This window comes from Nocardioides sp. 616 (assembly GCF_002930065.1).
In the GTDB taxonomy this organism is placed as follows: domain Bacteria; phylum Actinomycetota; class Actinomycetes; order Propionibacteriales; family Nocardioidaceae; genus Nocardioides; species Nocardioides houyundeii.
Genome location: NZ_POAG01000017.1, coordinates 12609 through 27588, shown reverse-complemented (window position 1 = coordinate 27588; position 14980 = coordinate 12609). Strand labels below are relative to the sequence as shown.

The following is a 14980-nucleotide window of genomic DNA, read 5'->3' as shown; positions in this document are numbered from 1 at the left end:
CTACGTGTCCATCCCCGCCCGGTGCGCGAGGGCGCGCTCCACGCGCAGCACCGCCGCCTGGTGGTCGTAGTCCTCCGACATCACTGCCGCCAGCTTGAGGTGCGGCAGGGCCTCGGCGGGACGCCCCTGCCGCTCGAGCGCCCGTCCCAGGGCGTGCTGCACCCACGCGTCACTGGGCAACCGGGCAGCGAGCTCTCGCAGCTCGGCCTCCGCACGGCCCAGCTGGGCCCGGATCAGCCACGCCCAGACCCGCAGGACCCGCAGTCCGGTGTTCTCCGGCTCGGCCTCCAGGGCGGGCTCGAGCAGCCGGAGCGCCTCGTCCGGCGCTCGCCTGCACAACAGGTCGTAGGCCACGCCGTACGCATGCTCGGGACCCCCTTGACCCGGGAAGACCATCGGCGGAGCGGTGTACTCGTTCTCCATGCCGGGTCAACGGTGCACCCGTCTCCCCGATTCCCCTAGACTCGGGGCGCGAATGGGTCAGCTGGGCGATCGCGTCGTCGGGGTCATCCCGGCGCCGAGGAAAGTCCGGGCTCCACAGGGCAAGGTGGTGGGTAACACCCACCCGGGGCAACCCGCGGGAAAGTGCCACAGAGAACAGACCGCCGCTCCTCACGGGGCGGTAAGGGTGAAACGGCGGTGCAAGAGACCACCAGCGCTCCGGGCGACCGGAGCGGCTAGGCAAACCCCACCTGGAGCAAGGTCAAGAAGCCATCCGTCCGCGGGTGGTGCGTGCACGTTCGAGGGCGGCCCGCCCGAGTGCACGGGTAGACCGCAGGAGGCGGCCGGCAACGGCCGTCGTAGATGGATGATCGCCCCCGCCTCACGGCGGGACAGAACCCGGCTTACAGGCTGACCCATTCGCTTCACCTGTGACAGGGAGATTCCCCCCAGGCGGGATCAACGCGCGCTCACCGTCGGGGGCGGGGTGCGTTCGTACGTCGCGTGGCCGGTGCGCTGCGGGGATCCTCGGGCCAGGCGTGCTTGGGGTAACGCCCGCGCAGATCAGCACGCACACCCGGATAGCCGTTGTCCCAGAAGGACTCCAGGTCCGCGGTGATGGCGGCCGGGCGCCGGGCGGGCGAGAGCAGGTGCAGCAGCAGCGGGACCCGGCCGTCCGCGAGGACCGGCACTGCGCTCCAGCCGAAGACCTCCTGCAGTCGCACCGCGAGCACCGGCTGCTCGGCGGAGTAGTCGATCCGCACGCTCGACCCGCTGGGCACCTCCACCCGCTCTGGGGCCAGCTCGTCGAGCCTGCCCGCCTGGGGCCAGGGCAACAGCGCCCGAAGCGCGGTGCCGACATCGATGCGGCGCAGGTCCTGGGCCGACCGGACCCGCGCCAGCTGCGGCCCCAACCACGACTGGAGGTTCTGGGTCAGCGCCTCATCGCTCACGTCTGGCCACGGGTCACCGAGAGCACGGTGCAGGAAATCGAGGCGAGCGCGCAGCGCCGTGGCCGGCTCCGACCACGCGAGGAGACCGATCCCCTCGCTCGCCACCGCCTCCCGGATCGCGTCGGTCACGGCCTGCGCCGGTGGATCGCTGAGCGGGACCGAACCGAGCTCGATCGCGCCCAGCAGCGTGCGTCGCCGAGCCAGCACCCGCCCTCCGGTCCAGGTGACCTCGTCCACCTCGGCCCACAGGGACCCCGCCGCCTCCAGCGCCAGGTCCTCGGTGAGCGGCGCCGCCGCCCGGATCCGGGCTTCACGTTGCCCCGGCCGCCGCTCCGCGTCGCCCACCGCGAGCCACTCCAGGCCAGCCAGGGGTCCCGGGCCACGCTGATCGAGTGCCGCGCCCGTCCCGGACGTCATCAGGTAGCTCGAGGCGCCGGAGCGCTTGCGCGCGATCCGGTCGGGATGCGCCAAGGCCACCACCAGCCCGACCGCCACGTCATCGGTGAGTGCTCGGGCGTGCTCCGATGCCCCTCCCCGGTCGCCGACGGTGCGGTGCTTCTCGACGATGGCCTCCAGCCGGGTGACCTGGCTGCGCCACGATCCCGTCCGCGGGCCGGCGCGCAGCGACCGGAGCGCGGCGACCAGGTCTCCGCCGGGAGCACGCACGTCCTCGCTGAGCATCGCGACCACCTCCGCGGCCCGCCTGGCCCCGACGAGACCAGCCCCGTCTATGAGGGCCCGCGCCAGCCTGGGGTCGGCGGGCACACCGGCGATCACCCGGCCCCTCCGGGTGGCTCTACCGTCGTCGGTGATCGCCCCCAGGTCGACGAGCACCTCCTTGGCTGCCGACAGGGCGTGCGCGGGCGGTTGGTCGAGCAGCGCCAGGTCCTGCACGTCGCGACTCCCCCAACACGCCACCTCCAGGGCGAAGGCCGTCAGGTCCGCGGTGGCGATCTCGGGCTGCGGGTGAGCGGCCAGGTGCGCGTGCTCGGCCTCGGACCAGCAACGCAGCACGGCGCCTGGCCCCAGACGGCCAGCGCGGCCCGCTCGTTGCTCGGCCGCTGCGCGGCTCACCGCGACGGTGACCAGGGACGCCAGTCCTCGACGGTGGTCGGTGCGCGGCTCGCGGGAGAATCCGGCGTCCACCACCACGCGCACGCCGGGCACCGTCAGGGACGACTCCGCAACCGCGGTCGAGACGATGACCCGGCGACGCGGGCCCTCGCTGAGCGCACGGTCCTGCTCCGCGCCTGACAGACGTCCGTGCAGGGCGTACACGTCCGCGCCCACCCCGGCAAGGCGACGTACGGTCGCCTCGATCTCCGCGACACCCGGCACGAAGACCAGGACGTCTCCCTCGTGCTCGGCGAGCGCACGACGTACGGTCGCTGCGACGTGGTCGTGGAAGGCCGGGGTGATCCCCCGGTCGTCGGTACGGCGCAACCCCGCCGGCAGCGGGCACCAGACTGCTTGGACGGGGTGCAGGGCACCCGGGACATGGATCACCGGAGCGCCTCGGGAATCGTCGCCTCCGCCGAGCAGGGTGGCCGTCCTTTCGGCCTCGATGGTGGCCGACATCGCCACCAGGGACAGGTCCTCGCGCAGGTTGGCCCGGATGTCGATCAACAGCGCCAGGGTGAGGTCGGCGTCGAGGTGGCGCTCGTGCACCTCGTCGAGCACGACGGCGCTGACTCCTGCCAGCTCAGGGTCGTGCTGGATCCGCCGGAGCAGCAGGCCGGTCGTGACGACCTCGACCCGGGTACGTCGACTGGTGCGCCGGTCTCCGCGAACGGAGTACCCGACCGTCTCCCCCACCGGTTCGCCCAGCAGGTGCGCCAGCCGACGGGCAGCAGCGCGGGCTGCGATGCGGCTGGGCTGGGTGACGACGACCCGTCCGGCGACGACGTCGGCGACCAAAGGTGGGACCAAGGTCGTCTTGCCGGTGCCGGGCGGTGCGTGGACCACCGCGACTCCGCGGGTCCGGAGCGCCTCGTCGAGAGCGGCCAGGCCCGCGGTGACCGGGAGGTCGGGCGGTGCGGCCAGCAGGCTGCGCAGCGGGTCGGACACTCCTGCAGTGTGCCTGACGTGCCTCGGCCTCACCTCCCTCCGCCGTGGCGGGACGTCACAGCACCGATCTGACCAGGTGGATGGTGCTCTCGGTTCCCCTCACGGGCCTGGCGTGCAGCCAGCTGACCCGAGTCGATCAGCAGTGCGGCCAGAGCAGCGTCCGAGGCCGTGAGCGCCCGGCGGTCGTAGGTGGAGCCGGACGCGAGCAGCTCGTCGGCGCCGGTGAGATCGGCGATCCGCTCCAGCCGTCGGCGTACCGTCCCCGGGGCGCCGGCGGCCACCCCGTCCAAGCCCCGCTCCACGAGCTCCTGCACCCGCCCGGCAAGGCGGCGCCCGCGGATCGCGGAGACCGGCTCGAGCGCCTCGAAGACCCCGGTCCGCCTGGCCTGCACCATGGCCCAGACCTCCGGGAGGGCCAGCGCGCGCGCCTCGGCATCGGTCTCCGCGACCAGGACGTCGAGCGAGACGGTGACGTGCGGACGACTCCCCCGGTGCGGCCGGAAGTCGCGCCGGTACGCCGTCACCAGCTCTGACAGGTCGGGGCTGCCCAGCACCGGTCCGCCCAGCACCACCGGCAGCCCGAGAGCAGCCGCAACTCCGATCCCGGAGCCGGTCGCGAGCACGAAGACCGGGATCTCCTCCGCGAGGACCGGCCGCGCGGTGACCGGCGCAGTCCCCTCCAGGTAGCTCCGCAGCTCGGCGATGTCGTCGACGAAGAGGTCGCGCTCACCGTCGGGGCGGCGGAGCGCCCGCCGCACGGGGGCGGTGAATCCCAGCGACCGCCCCACGCCCAGGTCGACGCGGCCCGGGTGCAGGGCCGCGAGCATCAGGAACTGCTCGGCCACGACCACCGGTTGGTGGTTCGGCAGCATCACCCCGCCCGAACCGAGGCGGATGCTGGCGGTCCGGGCACCGACCGCGGCGAGCAGCACCGCGGGCGCGCCCGAGGCGATGCCGGGAACGCCGTGGTGCTCGGCCACCCAGAACCGCCCGTAGCCCAGCTGCTCCGCCGCAACGGCCCGTTCGACGGTGTGGGTCAGGGCGCGCCGTTCGGGCTCGCCGGCGCGGGTGCGGGAGCGGTCGAGCAGGGAGAGCTTCACTCGGGGTCAACGTGGGGAGCCCCGCCGGGCTTCCCGCGGAGCATCGGAGGGAGGATGGGCACGTGAGCTGGGGCGACGTGTGGGTGTGCGGGAACAAGGTTCGACCGACGATCGACGCTGAGGGCCCTCAGCCGCCGTGGGTCCTGGCGGGGTCGATCGCCCGCGAGGAGAAGGACTTCATCCAGGCGATCCATCGGCTCCAGAACACCCGCGACAGCCACGCGCGGGCGGTCGACTTCCAGCTCCGGGTGCACACGCCCGACGTCGCCCTGAAACCCGCCGGCGCGAAACCGGATGCCCTCACGTTCGAGCCGGACGGGCTCTGGGTCGCGGTGGACCTCACGCCCGCCGGGCGTGGCGACGCTCCGCGCTTCGTCCTGTTCACCCAGCGCGTCCGAGCGGTCACGCAGTCCCGGCGTGCTCCCCAGGCGCACGTGGCTGGCACTCCTCACCCCCTCGCGGTGATCGCGCTGCGCGGTCGCGCGCGCTCTGGAGCGAGCGCGCTCGAGTGGGCCCCACGCCCGTCCCGCGACTGAGGGTCGCGTGGCACGCGTGCCGTCCCTGCGCACCATCTCTCCAGGCACCCCATGAGGGGTTCCCAGCGCACCCTGGTGCCGGCGCTGGTGTACGCGGCTCTGTCCACCGCCGTCGTCTCCTCGCTCGGCATGCTGCTGGTGCCCTCCATCGCGGTGGAGATGGACGTGGCGGTGAGCACCGCGCAGTGGATGCTGACGGTGAACCTGCTCGCCGGCGCGGTCGCGACGCCGGTAATGGGGCGGCTCAGCGACGGCCCCCGCAAGAAGCGTCTGCTGCTGGTGTCCCTGGCGATCGTGCTGCTGGGGTGCGCGGTGGCGGCGACGGCACCCAGCTTCGAGGTCTTCCTCCTCGGACGGGCGCTGCAGGGCCTGACCTACGGGATCGTCCCGGTCACCATCGCCCTGGTCAGACAGCACTCGGCCCCGGACCGTTCACAGTCCGCCATCTCCAGCCTCTCGGTGACGGTGGCCACCGGGATCGGCGTCGGCTATCCGCTCACCGGCATCCTGGCCGGGACCTTCGACTACCGGGCCGCCTTCTGGTTCGCCACCGTGTTCGTGGTCAGCGCGATCGTCGTGGTGGTGAAGGCGATACCCGACGACGTGCCCACGAGCGCTCCGGCGCCCGCCTTCGACTTCGCGGGCGCAGCCCTGCTCGGAACCGGCCTCGGCAGCCTGCTGCTCGGCATCAGCGAAGGTGCCCGCTGGGGCTGGTCCTCGCCGGCCACCATCTGCGTCCTCGTGGCCGCCGTGCTGGTGATGACGACCTGGGTGCTCGTCGAGCTGCGGACCTCCCATCCCCTGATCAACCTGAGGACCTTCGCGCGGCCCGACGTGGTGCTCGCCAACGCGACCGCGATCGGGCTGGGGGGCGCGCTCTACATCGGTCTCTCGCTCGGCAGCCTGGTGGCCCAGGCGCCCGAGTCGACCGGCTACGGCCTGGCGCTGCCCGTGTTCTGGGCCGGGTTCGTGATGTTCCCCCTCTCCGTGGGCAGCTTCCTGGCCAACCGGGTGGTGCGGCGAGTGTCCCGGCGCATCGACCTCGCGGTGCTGCTGCCGACCGGCGCGGGCCTGATGACCAGCGCCGCGGTCCTTCTCTGGCTGGCCCATTCCGAGCTGTGGGAGCTGGTGTGCGGGATGTTTCTCTTCGGAGTCGGGATGGGCGCCAGCTATGCCGCGATGCCGGCCCTCATCGCCCGCAGCGTGGCCGTGGCCGAGCTGGGCAGCTCGGTGAGCTTCAACCAGGTGCTCAGGACCGTGGGGAGCTCGTTCGGCACCGCGATCTCCGCTGCGGTGATCGCGGCCCACACGACGGCCGGCGGCGGGACGACCAACGCCGGGATCAGCGCGACCTTCGCGGTGAGCGCGATGGTGTGTCTCACGGTGTTCGCGGTGCTGACGATGCACACCCTGGCCACGCACCGCAGTCGCAGCCAGTCCCGGCGAAGCACCGGAACCCTGGGCTGACGGTCCCCGCGCGCAGACCAGCCCGGATGCCCGCAGCGCGGTTCAGCGGGTGCGGAAGTGCCAGGTTGCGGGCTGTCGGCCTGCCTTGTCGGGGTTCTGGTCCAGACGGTCCCCCGCGAGGGCCCGCACCCCGGCCGTGACGACCACCCGGTACGTCGTCCGCCCCCGCAGCGCGGACCGCGGCCGGATCACGACCTCGTGTCGCTTCGCGTCGTAGACGAGCCGCGCGGCGACCCGGGCCCCGCCCTTGCGGACGAGCTTGACGTTCGCCCGGTTGAGGGAGCTGTTGCGCACGGCGCGCGAGAACGTGACCCGCACCTTCGCCTTGCCTCGGACGCCCTTGGCACCGGCCCGTGGAGTCATCTTCAGCACCCGGAGGTCTGTCAGGCTCGTCCCGCCGGTGGGCTTGGTGGTGGGCTTGGGGTTGCTCGCACCGGTCGGCTTGACGGTGGGCGTGGCCGAGGGGTTCGAAGGATCATTGGCAGCCGCCTCCCACAGGGGAGTCACCCAGTAGGTCGAGCTCTGGAAAGCGCGCACGGGGAAGGAGACACACGCGGCGTCGTCGTAGCAGTGGACGCCGTTCGGCTCTGCGTCGGTGGCCTGCAGGGCGGTGATCGGACCCACCGTGTGCGAGGAGTCTGCGAAGAACCCGTAGCGGAAGGCGTACTTCGTCCTGGGCGTGAAGTACGAGGCCACGTAGGTGCGGCCGGGCTGGATCGACACCGGCTGGTCGAACCTCATGTCCTGCCAGCCGTTGCCGCTCTGGGGCGGGAACAGTCCGCTGCGCAGGCGGTTGCCGTCGCTGTCCCACAGCGACCCCCGCAGCTCGGCGGGGTCGGCCCGGTAGACCCGCAGACCGGTGATCTCCAGCGGGCGAGCAGTGCGGAACTTGACCCCCACCTCGAGCCCGTTGCGGGCGTCGTCCGCCACGCAGAAGTTGTTGGCGTCCAGTGCCCACTTGCCGCAGTCGGCCGCCGTCTGCTGGGCCCGGAAACCGGTGGGCCACAGCCCCGTCGGCTCTCGCTCCCCGTTCGCCGAAGCCAGTGGAATCACGGCGACGGCCGCGAGCACCAGTCCCCCGACTCCCGCCACCACGGTGCTGCGAATCCCCATGTCACGTCCCCCGTTGCCAGCGCACGCCGTCAGCAGGGAGGCTCCACCCCATCTGGTTCGGGACCGGACCCACGAGCTCGCGGCTTCAGTAGCGCGGCACTATACGCAGGCTGTGGATTTAGTCCAGGGTGAATCCGACGCGCCGGGTCGCCGGGTCCGCCTCCGTGAGACGCACCGTGACCGTGGTGCCCAGGGGCAGCTCCCGCTCGCTGCTCAGCTTCGCCTCGATCGCCAGGTCGACCAGGTTCACCTCTCCCCGGCGCGGGTCCTTCTCGTCCACCTCCACCACCACCGCGTCGAAGGACTTCCCGACGCGGTCCGCAAGGACCTCGGCCTCCATCAGGTTGAGGATGGCGTTCTGGTACTGGTTGGCGCGACGACCGGACTCCCTCATCGTGTCGGGGACCTCCTCGAGCTTCGACAGCACCCAGGACGGCACCTGCTCGCCGGCACACAGCGCCAGGCAGATCTCGGAGGCGTAGCGATCGACCAGGCGGCGCAGCGGAGCGGTGACATGGGCGTACTCCGCGGCGATCGCGGCGTGCCCGGGCTGGGCGGGGACCTCGCCGTGGAACCCGGCGTACCCGCTGCCCCGGAAGAGGCGGGTGCAGGCGACGACCATCGCGGCATGCCGGGGCTCGGCCGGGTCCAGGGTGCGCACGAAGTCGGGGTAGGCCACCTCGGAGGGCCACTCCAGACCCAGTCCCTGGGCGGTACGCCGCAGCCGCGCCACGTCGCGCGGGTCCGCGGGCGGCAGCGTGCGCAGCAGCCCGACCTGCCCCCGGACCATCAGCGATGCTGCCGCGATCCCGGTCAGCAGGGAGAGCTGGGCGTTCCAGCTCTCGACCGGCAGCAGCTGCCGGAACTCCAGCTTCCAGCTCGTGCCAGACATGTCGATCTGCTGGTCCGGCAGGGGCAGGCTGACCCCGCCCCGCGCGGCCTCCCGGGCCAGCCGCAGGGGCCCGACCTCGGCCAGCAGCGCCAGGCTCTCCTGAGCCCGCCCGGAGTCGATCAGGTCTTGCGCCTGGTCGTAGTCGTAGCGGGCGCGGGACCGCACCCGGGCTCGCTCCACGGTGACGTCGGTGCCCTCTCCGGTCTCATCGAGCGTGAGCGTCCACAGCAGCGCCGGGCGCACCTGGTCTGGCAGCAGCGAGCCTGCGTCCTCGGAGATGACCGGAGGATGCAGCGGGATCTTGGAGTCGGCACCGTAGAGCGTCTCCCCGCGGCGGTTGGCCTCGCGGTCGACCGCATCGCCCGGGGTGATGAAGGCCGCGAGGTCGGCGATCGCGTAGTGGACCCGGTAGCCGGACCCTCGGCGCTCGATGTGCAGCACCTGGTCGAGGTCCATCGCGCCCGGCGGGTCGATGCTGAGGAACGGGATGTCCGTGCGGTCCAGCGCCGGCAGCCGGGGCGCCGCCGCAGCCGCCTCGGCGACGCGCAGGACCTCCTCGTCGAACTCCGACGAGACGCCGAGCTCGGCCTGGATCGCGGCGATGCCCTCGCGCAGCTCTCGCGCCGCGACCTCGTCCTCGGGTCGACGGAACCGGACAACACGTGGCGTGGGCATGCGCAGCACCCTAGCCACAGGCAGGCCGGGACAGCACGCGTCCTAGGGTTTGCAGGTGCTCATCCTGCTCCCGCCCAGCGAGGGGAAGGCCGCGCCCCGTCGCGGCCGCCCCCTCGACCTCGACGCCCTGTCCTCCCCCGGTCTCGGGACCGCGCGCCGCAGCGTGCTCGACGCCCTGGTCGAGCTGTGCTCGGACAACCCCGTGAAGGCCATGGAGGTCCTGGGCCTGGGTCCCACCCAGGCCGGCCTGGTCGCGAGCAACGCCGCACTCGCATCGCTCCCCACCGCCCGAGCCGACGCGCTCTACACCGGCGTGCTGTACGAGGCGCTGGACTTCGCCGCCCTCTCACCCGCGGCCAAGCGTCGCGCCACCGCCGGGGTGCGAACCACCTCGGCGCTCTTCGGCCTGGTCGCCCCGGGTGACCGCATCCCCGCCTACCGGCTCTCCGGCGACGCCACGCTGCCCGGCCTCGGGTCGGTGGCAGGGGTATGGCGCGACGCCCTGGGCCCTGCGGTGGAGGAGACGCTCGGTGGTGGCCTGCTCGTGGACCTGCGCTCCGGGACCTACGCCGCCTTCTGGCGTCCGACGCCCGACCTGGCCCCCCGCGTCGTGGGGGTCCGAGTGCTGCACGAGCACCAGGGCCGACGCAAGGTCGTGAGCCACTTCAACAAGGCGACCAAGGGCCGCATCGTGCGGGCCCTGCTGGAGGACGGGGCCAAGCCCCGGACCCCTACCCAGCTGGCCGAGGCCCTGTGCAGGCTGGGCTGGGACGTCGAGCAGGGCTCCCCCGGCCCGCGAGGGACCCAGCTCGACGTCGTGGTCAGCGAGCTCTGAGCCTCAGCTGGAGGGCAGCCCCGACTCGGCGGTCCGCACCAGGATCCGGTTGCACTCCTCGCACCGGACCACCTGGTCGGTCGGGGTGTTGTTGATGACCGCGAGCTCGGCGTGGTCGAGGGTGAGACGGCAGCCGCTGCACTGGCGGGCGCGCAGCAGTGCGGCGCCGACGCCGTCCTTGGTCTGGCGCAGCTTGTCGTAGAGGGAGAGCAGGTCCTCGGGGATGTCGGCCGCGACCGGCGCCCGCTGCCCGATGGCCGCGTGCAGCTCGGCGTCGATCTCAGCTGACTTGCGCTCGCGGCTGGCCTCCAGCTCGGCGAGACGCTCCTCGTGTCCCGCGAGCTCCTCGCGCAGCCTCCCCAGGCTCGCCTCGGCCCGCTCGGCCTGCTCCATGATGTCGAGCTCGGAGTCCTCCAGGCTGCTCACCCGGCGCTCGAGCGACTCCAGCTCGTAGGTCATCCGCTGCAGGTCCTTGGGGTTGGTGATCAGCCCACGGTCCATGCGGTCCCGGTCGCGGGCACGCCGCGCCCGCGCCTGCTCCACGTCCGCCTCGGCCTTGGCCTGCTCGACGCTGAGGTCGTCGACCACGATCTGTGCGTCGCGGACCTTGTCCAGGATGGCGTCGCGGCTGACGCGGAGGGCGTCGATCTCAGCGGTCTCGGGCAGGTGGGCGCGCCGGTGACGGAGCTGGTCCACTCGTGCGTCGATCTCCTGGAGGTCCAGAAGTCGGCTTTGGGTGGCGGGGTCGGCTTTCAGCGGGTGCTCCTTCAGAGGTGGGTCGTCAGACCCGGAATGTCCAGGGGTCCGTGCAGATGGTGCTGACACGGGTCTCCACCGTATCGCTCCACTGCCGCGCGACCATCGCCTCCACCACCGGGAGCCAGGTCCACTCCGCCGCCCAGTGAGCGATGTCGAGGAGCGCCGGGCCGTTCTTCTCGGCGAACTCCGAGGCCGGGTGGTGCCTGAGGTCGCTGGTGACGTAGACGTCGACCTCTTCGCCGGCCACCCGGTCGAGCAGGAAGTCGCCGGCTCCCCCGACCACGGCCACCCGGCGTACCGGACGTCGCGGGTCGCCCGCGACGCGCACCCCGTGGGCGGTCGCCGGGAGGGCGTCCGCGACGGCCCGGGCGAACTCCTCCAGGGTGGTCGGTGCCACCTCGCCCACCCGACCGGTGCCGGTGGTCCGCGAGCCCGGGTCGGCCATCTCGGTGACGTGGTACGACGGCTCCTCGTAGGGGTGGGCCGCCAGCAGGGCGCGGAGCACCTGCGCCCGGCGCTCCCGCGGGACCACCACCTCGATGCGCTCCTCCACCACCTCCTCCAGCCTGCCTGGGCTCCCGACCGCCGGTCGAGCCCCCTCCAGGGGCCGGAACCGGCCCCGTCCCGGCACGGAGAAGCTGCACCGGTCGTAGTCCCCCAGTGCCCCCGCACCCGCCGCGGCGAGGACCTCTCGCACGGCCTCGGCATCCCTGGTGGGCACGTGCACCGCCAGCACGTCGAGCTCCATCCCGGCACCGGGGACCAGCGGGGACAGGTCGTGCAGCCCCAGCGCCGTGGCCAGCGACTCCGAGACACCGCCCACCGCCTGGTCGGCGTTGGTGTGCGCCGTCAGCAGGGCGCAGCCGGCCGTCGTGAGGACGTGCGCGGTGCGCCCCTTCGTCGTGGTCGCGGAGAACCCGTGCACGGGCTTGAGGAAGAGCGGGTGGTGCACCACCAGGAGGTCGGCACCCCACTCCGCGGCCTCGCGCGCCACCTCGAGGGTGGGGTCGACCGCGAACAGCACCTTGCCCACCCTCGACTCGGGGTCCCCCAGCACCAGGCCGACGGCGTCCCAGGACTCTGCGGTGGCGGGTGGGTACCACGCGTGGACCTGGCTGACGACCTCACGGAGCAGGGGCATGCGCCGAGGATATCGAGGCGAGGAACGAGGTGCGTCGGGACGGTTTCGAACCGCCGACCGCTCGGGTGTAAACCGAGTGCTCTACCGCTGAGCTACCGACGCAGGGGGCGGGCACAGACTACGCGACGAGCAGCGCGGAGGTCGCAGCCCGGCCGGGCCCTGAAATGCGTCGAGCCGCCGGCGTCTCGGGTCACCAGCGGCTCAACACGACAGAGTCTAGGTCGGCTCGAGAACCGCTGTCCCGGGTTTCGGGTAAAACTTCGGGACAAACCTCCCCCCGCTTCCCGGACGTGCCGGAACACGAGCGCGCCGGGTCACTGCGAGGTCGAGTCAGACTGCGGCGCGCAGCTGCTCCAGGTGCTGGTCCAGGTCGCGTCCCTTGGCGGCCGCGTTGTGCACCGACCAGCGGAGCAGCCCGTCCCGGTCGATCACGTACGACGACCGGTGCGGCGCCCCTTTCACCTCGTCGAAGACCTCATACTCCCGCGAGACCCGGCCGTGCGGCCAGAAGTCCGAGAGCAGGGGGAAGTTGAGGCCGTCCGAGTCGGCGAAGGCCCGCAGCGCGTAGGTCGGGTCGCACGAGATGGCGAGCACCTCGGTGTCGAAGGTCATGAACTCCGCCAGCCGGTCGCGGATCCCGGCCATCTCGCCGGTGCACACCCCGGAGAAGGCGAAGGGGTAGAACAGGATGACCACGGCCTTGGAACCGCGGAAGCCGGACAGCGAGACGTCCTGTCCGAACTGGTCGCGCAGGGTGAAGTCGGGGGCCGGTCCGCCCAGGGTGAGTCCACTCATGATGGCGTCATCCTCGCACCGGCCCCCGCCCTCGGCGCACTCAGGGGCGGTGGGCCAGCTCCCGCTTGAGGATCTTGCCGGTGGCGTTCCTCGGCAGCTCGTTGAGGAAGACGATCTCCCGCGGCACCTTGTAGCGCGCCAGGTTGCCCCGGACCCAGTCCTTGAGGATCGTCTCGTCCGCAGCGGCAGGGTCGGAGACCACCACGAAGGCCCGCAGCCGCTTGCCGAACTCGTCGTCCTCGACCCCGACCGCGGCGGCCTCGACGACGGCGTCATGACGACACAGGCAGTCCTCGACCTCCTTGGGAAAGACGTTCTCCCCGCCGCTGACGATCATCTCGTCGTCGCGGCCCTCGACGTAGAGGCGACCGTCCGGTCCGAACCGCCCCACGTCCCCGGTCGACATCAGGTCCCCGACCATCTCCTTGCCACCGCCTCCGGTGTAGCCCTCGAACAGCATCGAGTTGCTCACGAAGATGCGACCCGACTCTCCGTCCGGTACGGGCTGCCCGCACGGGTCCAGCACCTTGACCACCGTGGCGTACGGCGGCTTGCCCGCCGACGTCGGCGCCTGCCGCAGGTCCTCGGGTGTCGCGATGGAGGCGTAGGCGACCTCGGTGGACCCGTAGATGTTGTAGAGGTTGTCGCCGAACCGGTCCATCCAGGCCAGGGCGAAGTCACCGGGCAGCGCCGACCCGGACGACGCCACCATCTTCAGCGACGGCAGCTCGACACTGTCGAGCACCTCGGGCGGCAGCTGCAGGATGCGCTGGAGCATCACCGGGATCACGATGAAGGAGTCGCACTCCTGCTCGCGGATGGTCTTCAGCGCGTCCTCGGGGTCGAACTTGCGCCGCAGCACCACCGTCGAGCCGAGCAGCATGCCGAGGAACAGGTGGGCGAATCCCCAGGTGTGGAACAGCGGAGCAGCGATGTGCGTGCGCCACCGCGCCTTGAGCGGGAGCCGCGACATGAGCGCCACGGCATTGCTGATCCCGGCCTCCTTGCGGGGCGCCCCCTTCGGGGTGCCGGTCGTCCCGGACGTCAGGATCACCAGCCGCGCGTGGTGCTCCGGCGGGGTCAGGTCGTTGGTGGGGTACTTCGCGATCAGCGACTCCATCGAGTCGGGGTGGCCCTCGGTGTCGGTCCAGGCCAGCAGCCGTTGCTGGACCTCGGCGGCTGAGAGCAGGTCGGTGAACTCCTCGTCATGGATCACCAGCACCGGCTTCTCGCGGGCGATGACGTCGACGAGCTGCGGTGCTGCGAAGGCGGTGTTGAGGTAGAGCAGGTCGGCACCGAGCTTGGCCGCCCCGATCGTGGCGTCGACGAAGCCACGGTGGTTGCGGCACATGATCGCGACCTGGTCACCCTCGCCCACTCCGCGCTCGGCCAGGGCATGCGCCAGGGCGTTGGAACGGGTGTGGATCTGGGCGAAGGTCAGCGATCCGAGCTCGTCGATCAGCCCGACCTGGTCGGGGCTGGTGACGGCGAGCTGGGCGAAGCCGCCGGCCGGGCCGGTCCCCCAGGCCGTGACCGTCTTGACGATCTTGGACAGCACGATGGGCGACATGGGTCGCACGACACCGGCGCGCGTGAGTACGGACAGGGTCTTGGCGATGCTCAATGGGGTCCTCGGGGCTCGGCCGACCCCACTCGGAGGCCGGCGTCAGGCGGGCGTCTTGGGCGTGACCAGTCGAGTGGCTTGCCAGTCCTTGCTGACTGCGGCCGTCGTGGTCTGGGCCAGGCCCGCGATCGGCGCGGCCTCGGCGATGTCGGTGGCGGCGACACTGTTGGGTCGTCCCACCTTGGGGGTCAGGAGCCAGATCGCGCCACCGCCGACGAGGTCGGTCTTGGCGTCCACGAGGCCGTCGACGAGGTCTCCGTCCTCCGAGCGCCACCACAGCAGAACGGCGTCCACGACGTTGCCGTAGTCACCGTCGACCATGTCGGCATCGATGCAGTCCTCGATGGCGATCCGCAGGTCGTCGTCGGTGTCGTTGTCCCAGCCGAGCTCCTGCACCACCAGGCCGGACGTGAGTCCCAGCCGTGTTGCAGGGCTGCCGCCCGTTCCTTGGGTGGACTGTCCGCCCACGCTCGCACTCAACGAACTCTCCTTCGTCACCCGGTTCACTCCGCCAGTGTGCGGAGTGGGGAGTAGTCCAGCGGAGTATGGGCTCGAGCGCAACCCCACATACCGGTGGGTAGA

Annotated in this window: 13 protein-coding genes, 1 tRNA gene and 1 other RNA gene; 4 read left to right on the top strand and 11 right to left on the bottom strand. The window is 71.9% G+C overall.

From position 1 onward, the window contains the following. On the bottom strand, window positions 1-423 hold the full coding sequence (locus tag C5H89_RS06620; RefSeq protein ID WP_205304902.1) for a tetratricopeptide repeat protein: 423 nt from the start codon (window positions 421-423) through the stop codon (window positions 1-3). Window positions 424-476: 53 nt separating this feature from the next. On the opposite strand from C5H89_RS06620, the gene rnpB reads away from it, so the two are divergent. Beyond that, window positions 477-864, top strand: an RNA gene (gene rnpB / locus C5H89_RS06615) — RNase P RNA component class A. A gap of 47 nt (window positions 865-911) precedes the next feature. Here rnpB and hrpB read toward each other — a convergent pair. Both hrpB and C5H89_RS06605 read right to left on the bottom strand, forming a co-directional pair. Beyond that, window positions 912-3461 (bottom strand): ATP-dependent helicase HrpB, encoded by a 2550-nt coding sequence (hrpB, locus tag C5H89_RS06610; protein ID WP_240181743.1) that lies wholly within the window; start codon window positions 3459-3461, stop codon window positions 912-914. A gap of 29 nt (window positions 3462-3490) precedes the next feature. Beyond that, a complete protein-coding gene (locus C5H89_RS06605; protein WP_104106256.1) occupies window positions 3491-4561 on the bottom strand; it encodes an MsnO8 family LLM class oxidoreductase in 1071 nt (356 codons plus the stop codon). 62 nt (window positions 4562-4623) lie between these two features. On the opposite strand from C5H89_RS06605, the gene C5H89_RS06600 reads away from it, so the two are divergent. Together C5H89_RS06600 and C5H89_RS06595 are read left to right on the top strand one after the other, a co-directional pair. Further along, window positions 4624-5097 carry a hypothetical protein gene (locus C5H89_RS06600; RefSeq protein ID WP_104106255.1) on the top strand — a complete coding sequence of 158 codons (474 nt, stop codon included), beginning with the start codon at window positions 4624-4626 and terminating at the stop codon, window positions 5095-5097. A 51-nt stretch (window positions 5098-5148) separates the two neighbouring features. Then, window positions 5149-6564 (top strand): MFS transporter, encoded by a 1416-nt coding sequence (locus C5H89_RS06595; RefSeq protein WP_104106254.1) that lies wholly within the window; start codon window positions 5149-5151, stop codon window positions 6562-6564. 42 nt (window positions 6565-6606) lie between these two features. Here the strand turns inward: C5H89_RS06595 and C5H89_RS06590 are convergent, their stop codons facing one another. Beyond that, window positions 6607-7677 carry a DUF4082 domain-containing protein gene (locus C5H89_RS06590; protein ID WP_104106253.1) on the bottom strand — a complete coding sequence of 357 codons (1071 nt, stop codon included), beginning with the start codon at window positions 7675-7677 and terminating at the stop codon, window positions 6607-6609. Window positions 7678-7795: 118 nt separating this feature from the next. Continuing rightward, complete coding sequence (locus C5H89_RS06585) at window positions 7796-9244, bottom strand: RNB domain-containing ribonuclease (RefSeq protein ID WP_104106807.1); 1449 nt, start codon at window positions 9242-9244, stop codon at window positions 7796-7798. Window positions 9245-9299: 55 nt separating this feature from the next. Here C5H89_RS06585 and yaaA point away from each other — a divergent pair, with 55 nt between their 5' ends. Further along, complete coding sequence (yaaA, locus tag C5H89_RS06580) at window positions 9300-10079, top strand: peroxide stress protein YaaA (protein WP_104106806.1); 780 nt, start codon at window positions 9300-9302, stop codon at window positions 10077-10079. Window positions 10080-10082: 3 nt separating this feature from the next. Here yaaA and C5H89_RS06575 read toward each other — a convergent pair whose 3' ends face one another. From C5H89_RS06575 to C5H89_RS06550, 6 genes are all read right to left on the bottom strand, one after another. Continuing rightward, window positions 10083-10775, bottom strand: a complete 693-nt coding sequence (locus C5H89_RS06575; RefSeq protein WP_240181742.1) for a C4-type zinc ribbon domain-containing protein — start codon at window positions 10773-10775, stop codon at window positions 10083-10085. Between the two features lie 85 nt (window positions 10776-10860). Beyond that, window positions 10861-11979 carry a Nif3-like dinuclear metal center hexameric protein gene (locus tag C5H89_RS06570; RefSeq protein WP_104106252.1) on the bottom strand — a complete coding sequence of 373 codons (1119 nt, stop codon included), beginning with the start codon at window positions 11977-11979 and terminating at the stop codon, window positions 10861-10863. 30 nt (window positions 11980-12009) lie between these two features. Then, window positions 12010-12081: transfer RNA gene (locus C5H89_RS06565), tRNA-Val, on the bottom strand. 228 nt (window positions 12082-12309) lie between these two features. Beyond that, entirely contained in the window at window positions 12310-12774 is a 465-nt protein-coding gene (locus tag C5H89_RS06560) for a peroxiredoxin (RefSeq protein ID WP_104106251.1), read from the bottom strand. 40 nt (window positions 12775-12814) lie between these two features. Then, window positions 12815-14344 carry an AMP-binding protein gene (locus C5H89_RS06555; protein WP_104106804.1) on the bottom strand — a complete coding sequence of 510 codons (1530 nt, stop codon included), beginning with the start codon at window positions 14342-14344 and terminating at the stop codon, window positions 12815-12817. Between the two features lie 96 nt (window positions 14345-14440). Then, on the bottom strand, window positions 14441-14878 hold the full coding sequence (locus C5H89_RS06550) for a DUF3052 domain-containing protein (RefSeq protein ID WP_101524813.1): 438 nt from the start codon (window positions 14876-14878) through the stop codon (window positions 14441-14443). Between the last annotated feature and the right edge of the window lie 102 nt (window positions 14879-14980).

Excerpts from the sequence above, each read along its gene's own strand:
- C5H89_RS06620 (WP_205304902.1), bottom strand. The coding sequence starts at position 423 with ATGGAGAACGAGTACACCGCTCCGCCGATGGTCTTCCCGGGTCAAGGG.
- C5H89_RS06595 (WP_104106254.1), top strand. The coding sequence starts at position 5,149 with ATGAGGGGTTCCCAGCGCACCCTGGTGCCGGCGCTGGTGTACGCGGCT.
- C5H89_RS06590 (WP_104106253.1), bottom strand. The coding sequence starts at position 7,677 with ATGGGGATTCGCAGCACCGTGGTGGCGGGAGTCGGGGGACTGGTGCTC.
- C5H89_RS06585 (WP_104106807.1), bottom strand. The coding sequence starts at position 9,244 with ATGCCCACGCCACGTGTTGTCCGGTTCCGTCGACCCGAGGACGAGGTC.
- C5H89_RS06570 (WP_104106252.1), bottom strand. The coding sequence starts at position 11,979 with ATGCCCCTGCTCCGTGAGGTCGTCAGCCAGGTCCACGCGTGGTACCCA.
- C5H89_RS06560 (WP_104106251.1), bottom strand. The coding sequence starts at position 12,774 with ATGAGTGGACTCACCCTGGGCGGACCGGCCCCCGACTTCACCCTGCGC.
- C5H89_RS06555 (WP_104106804.1), bottom strand. The coding sequence starts at position 14,344 with ATGTCGCCCATCGTGCTGTCCAAGATCGTCAAGACGGTCACGGCCTGG.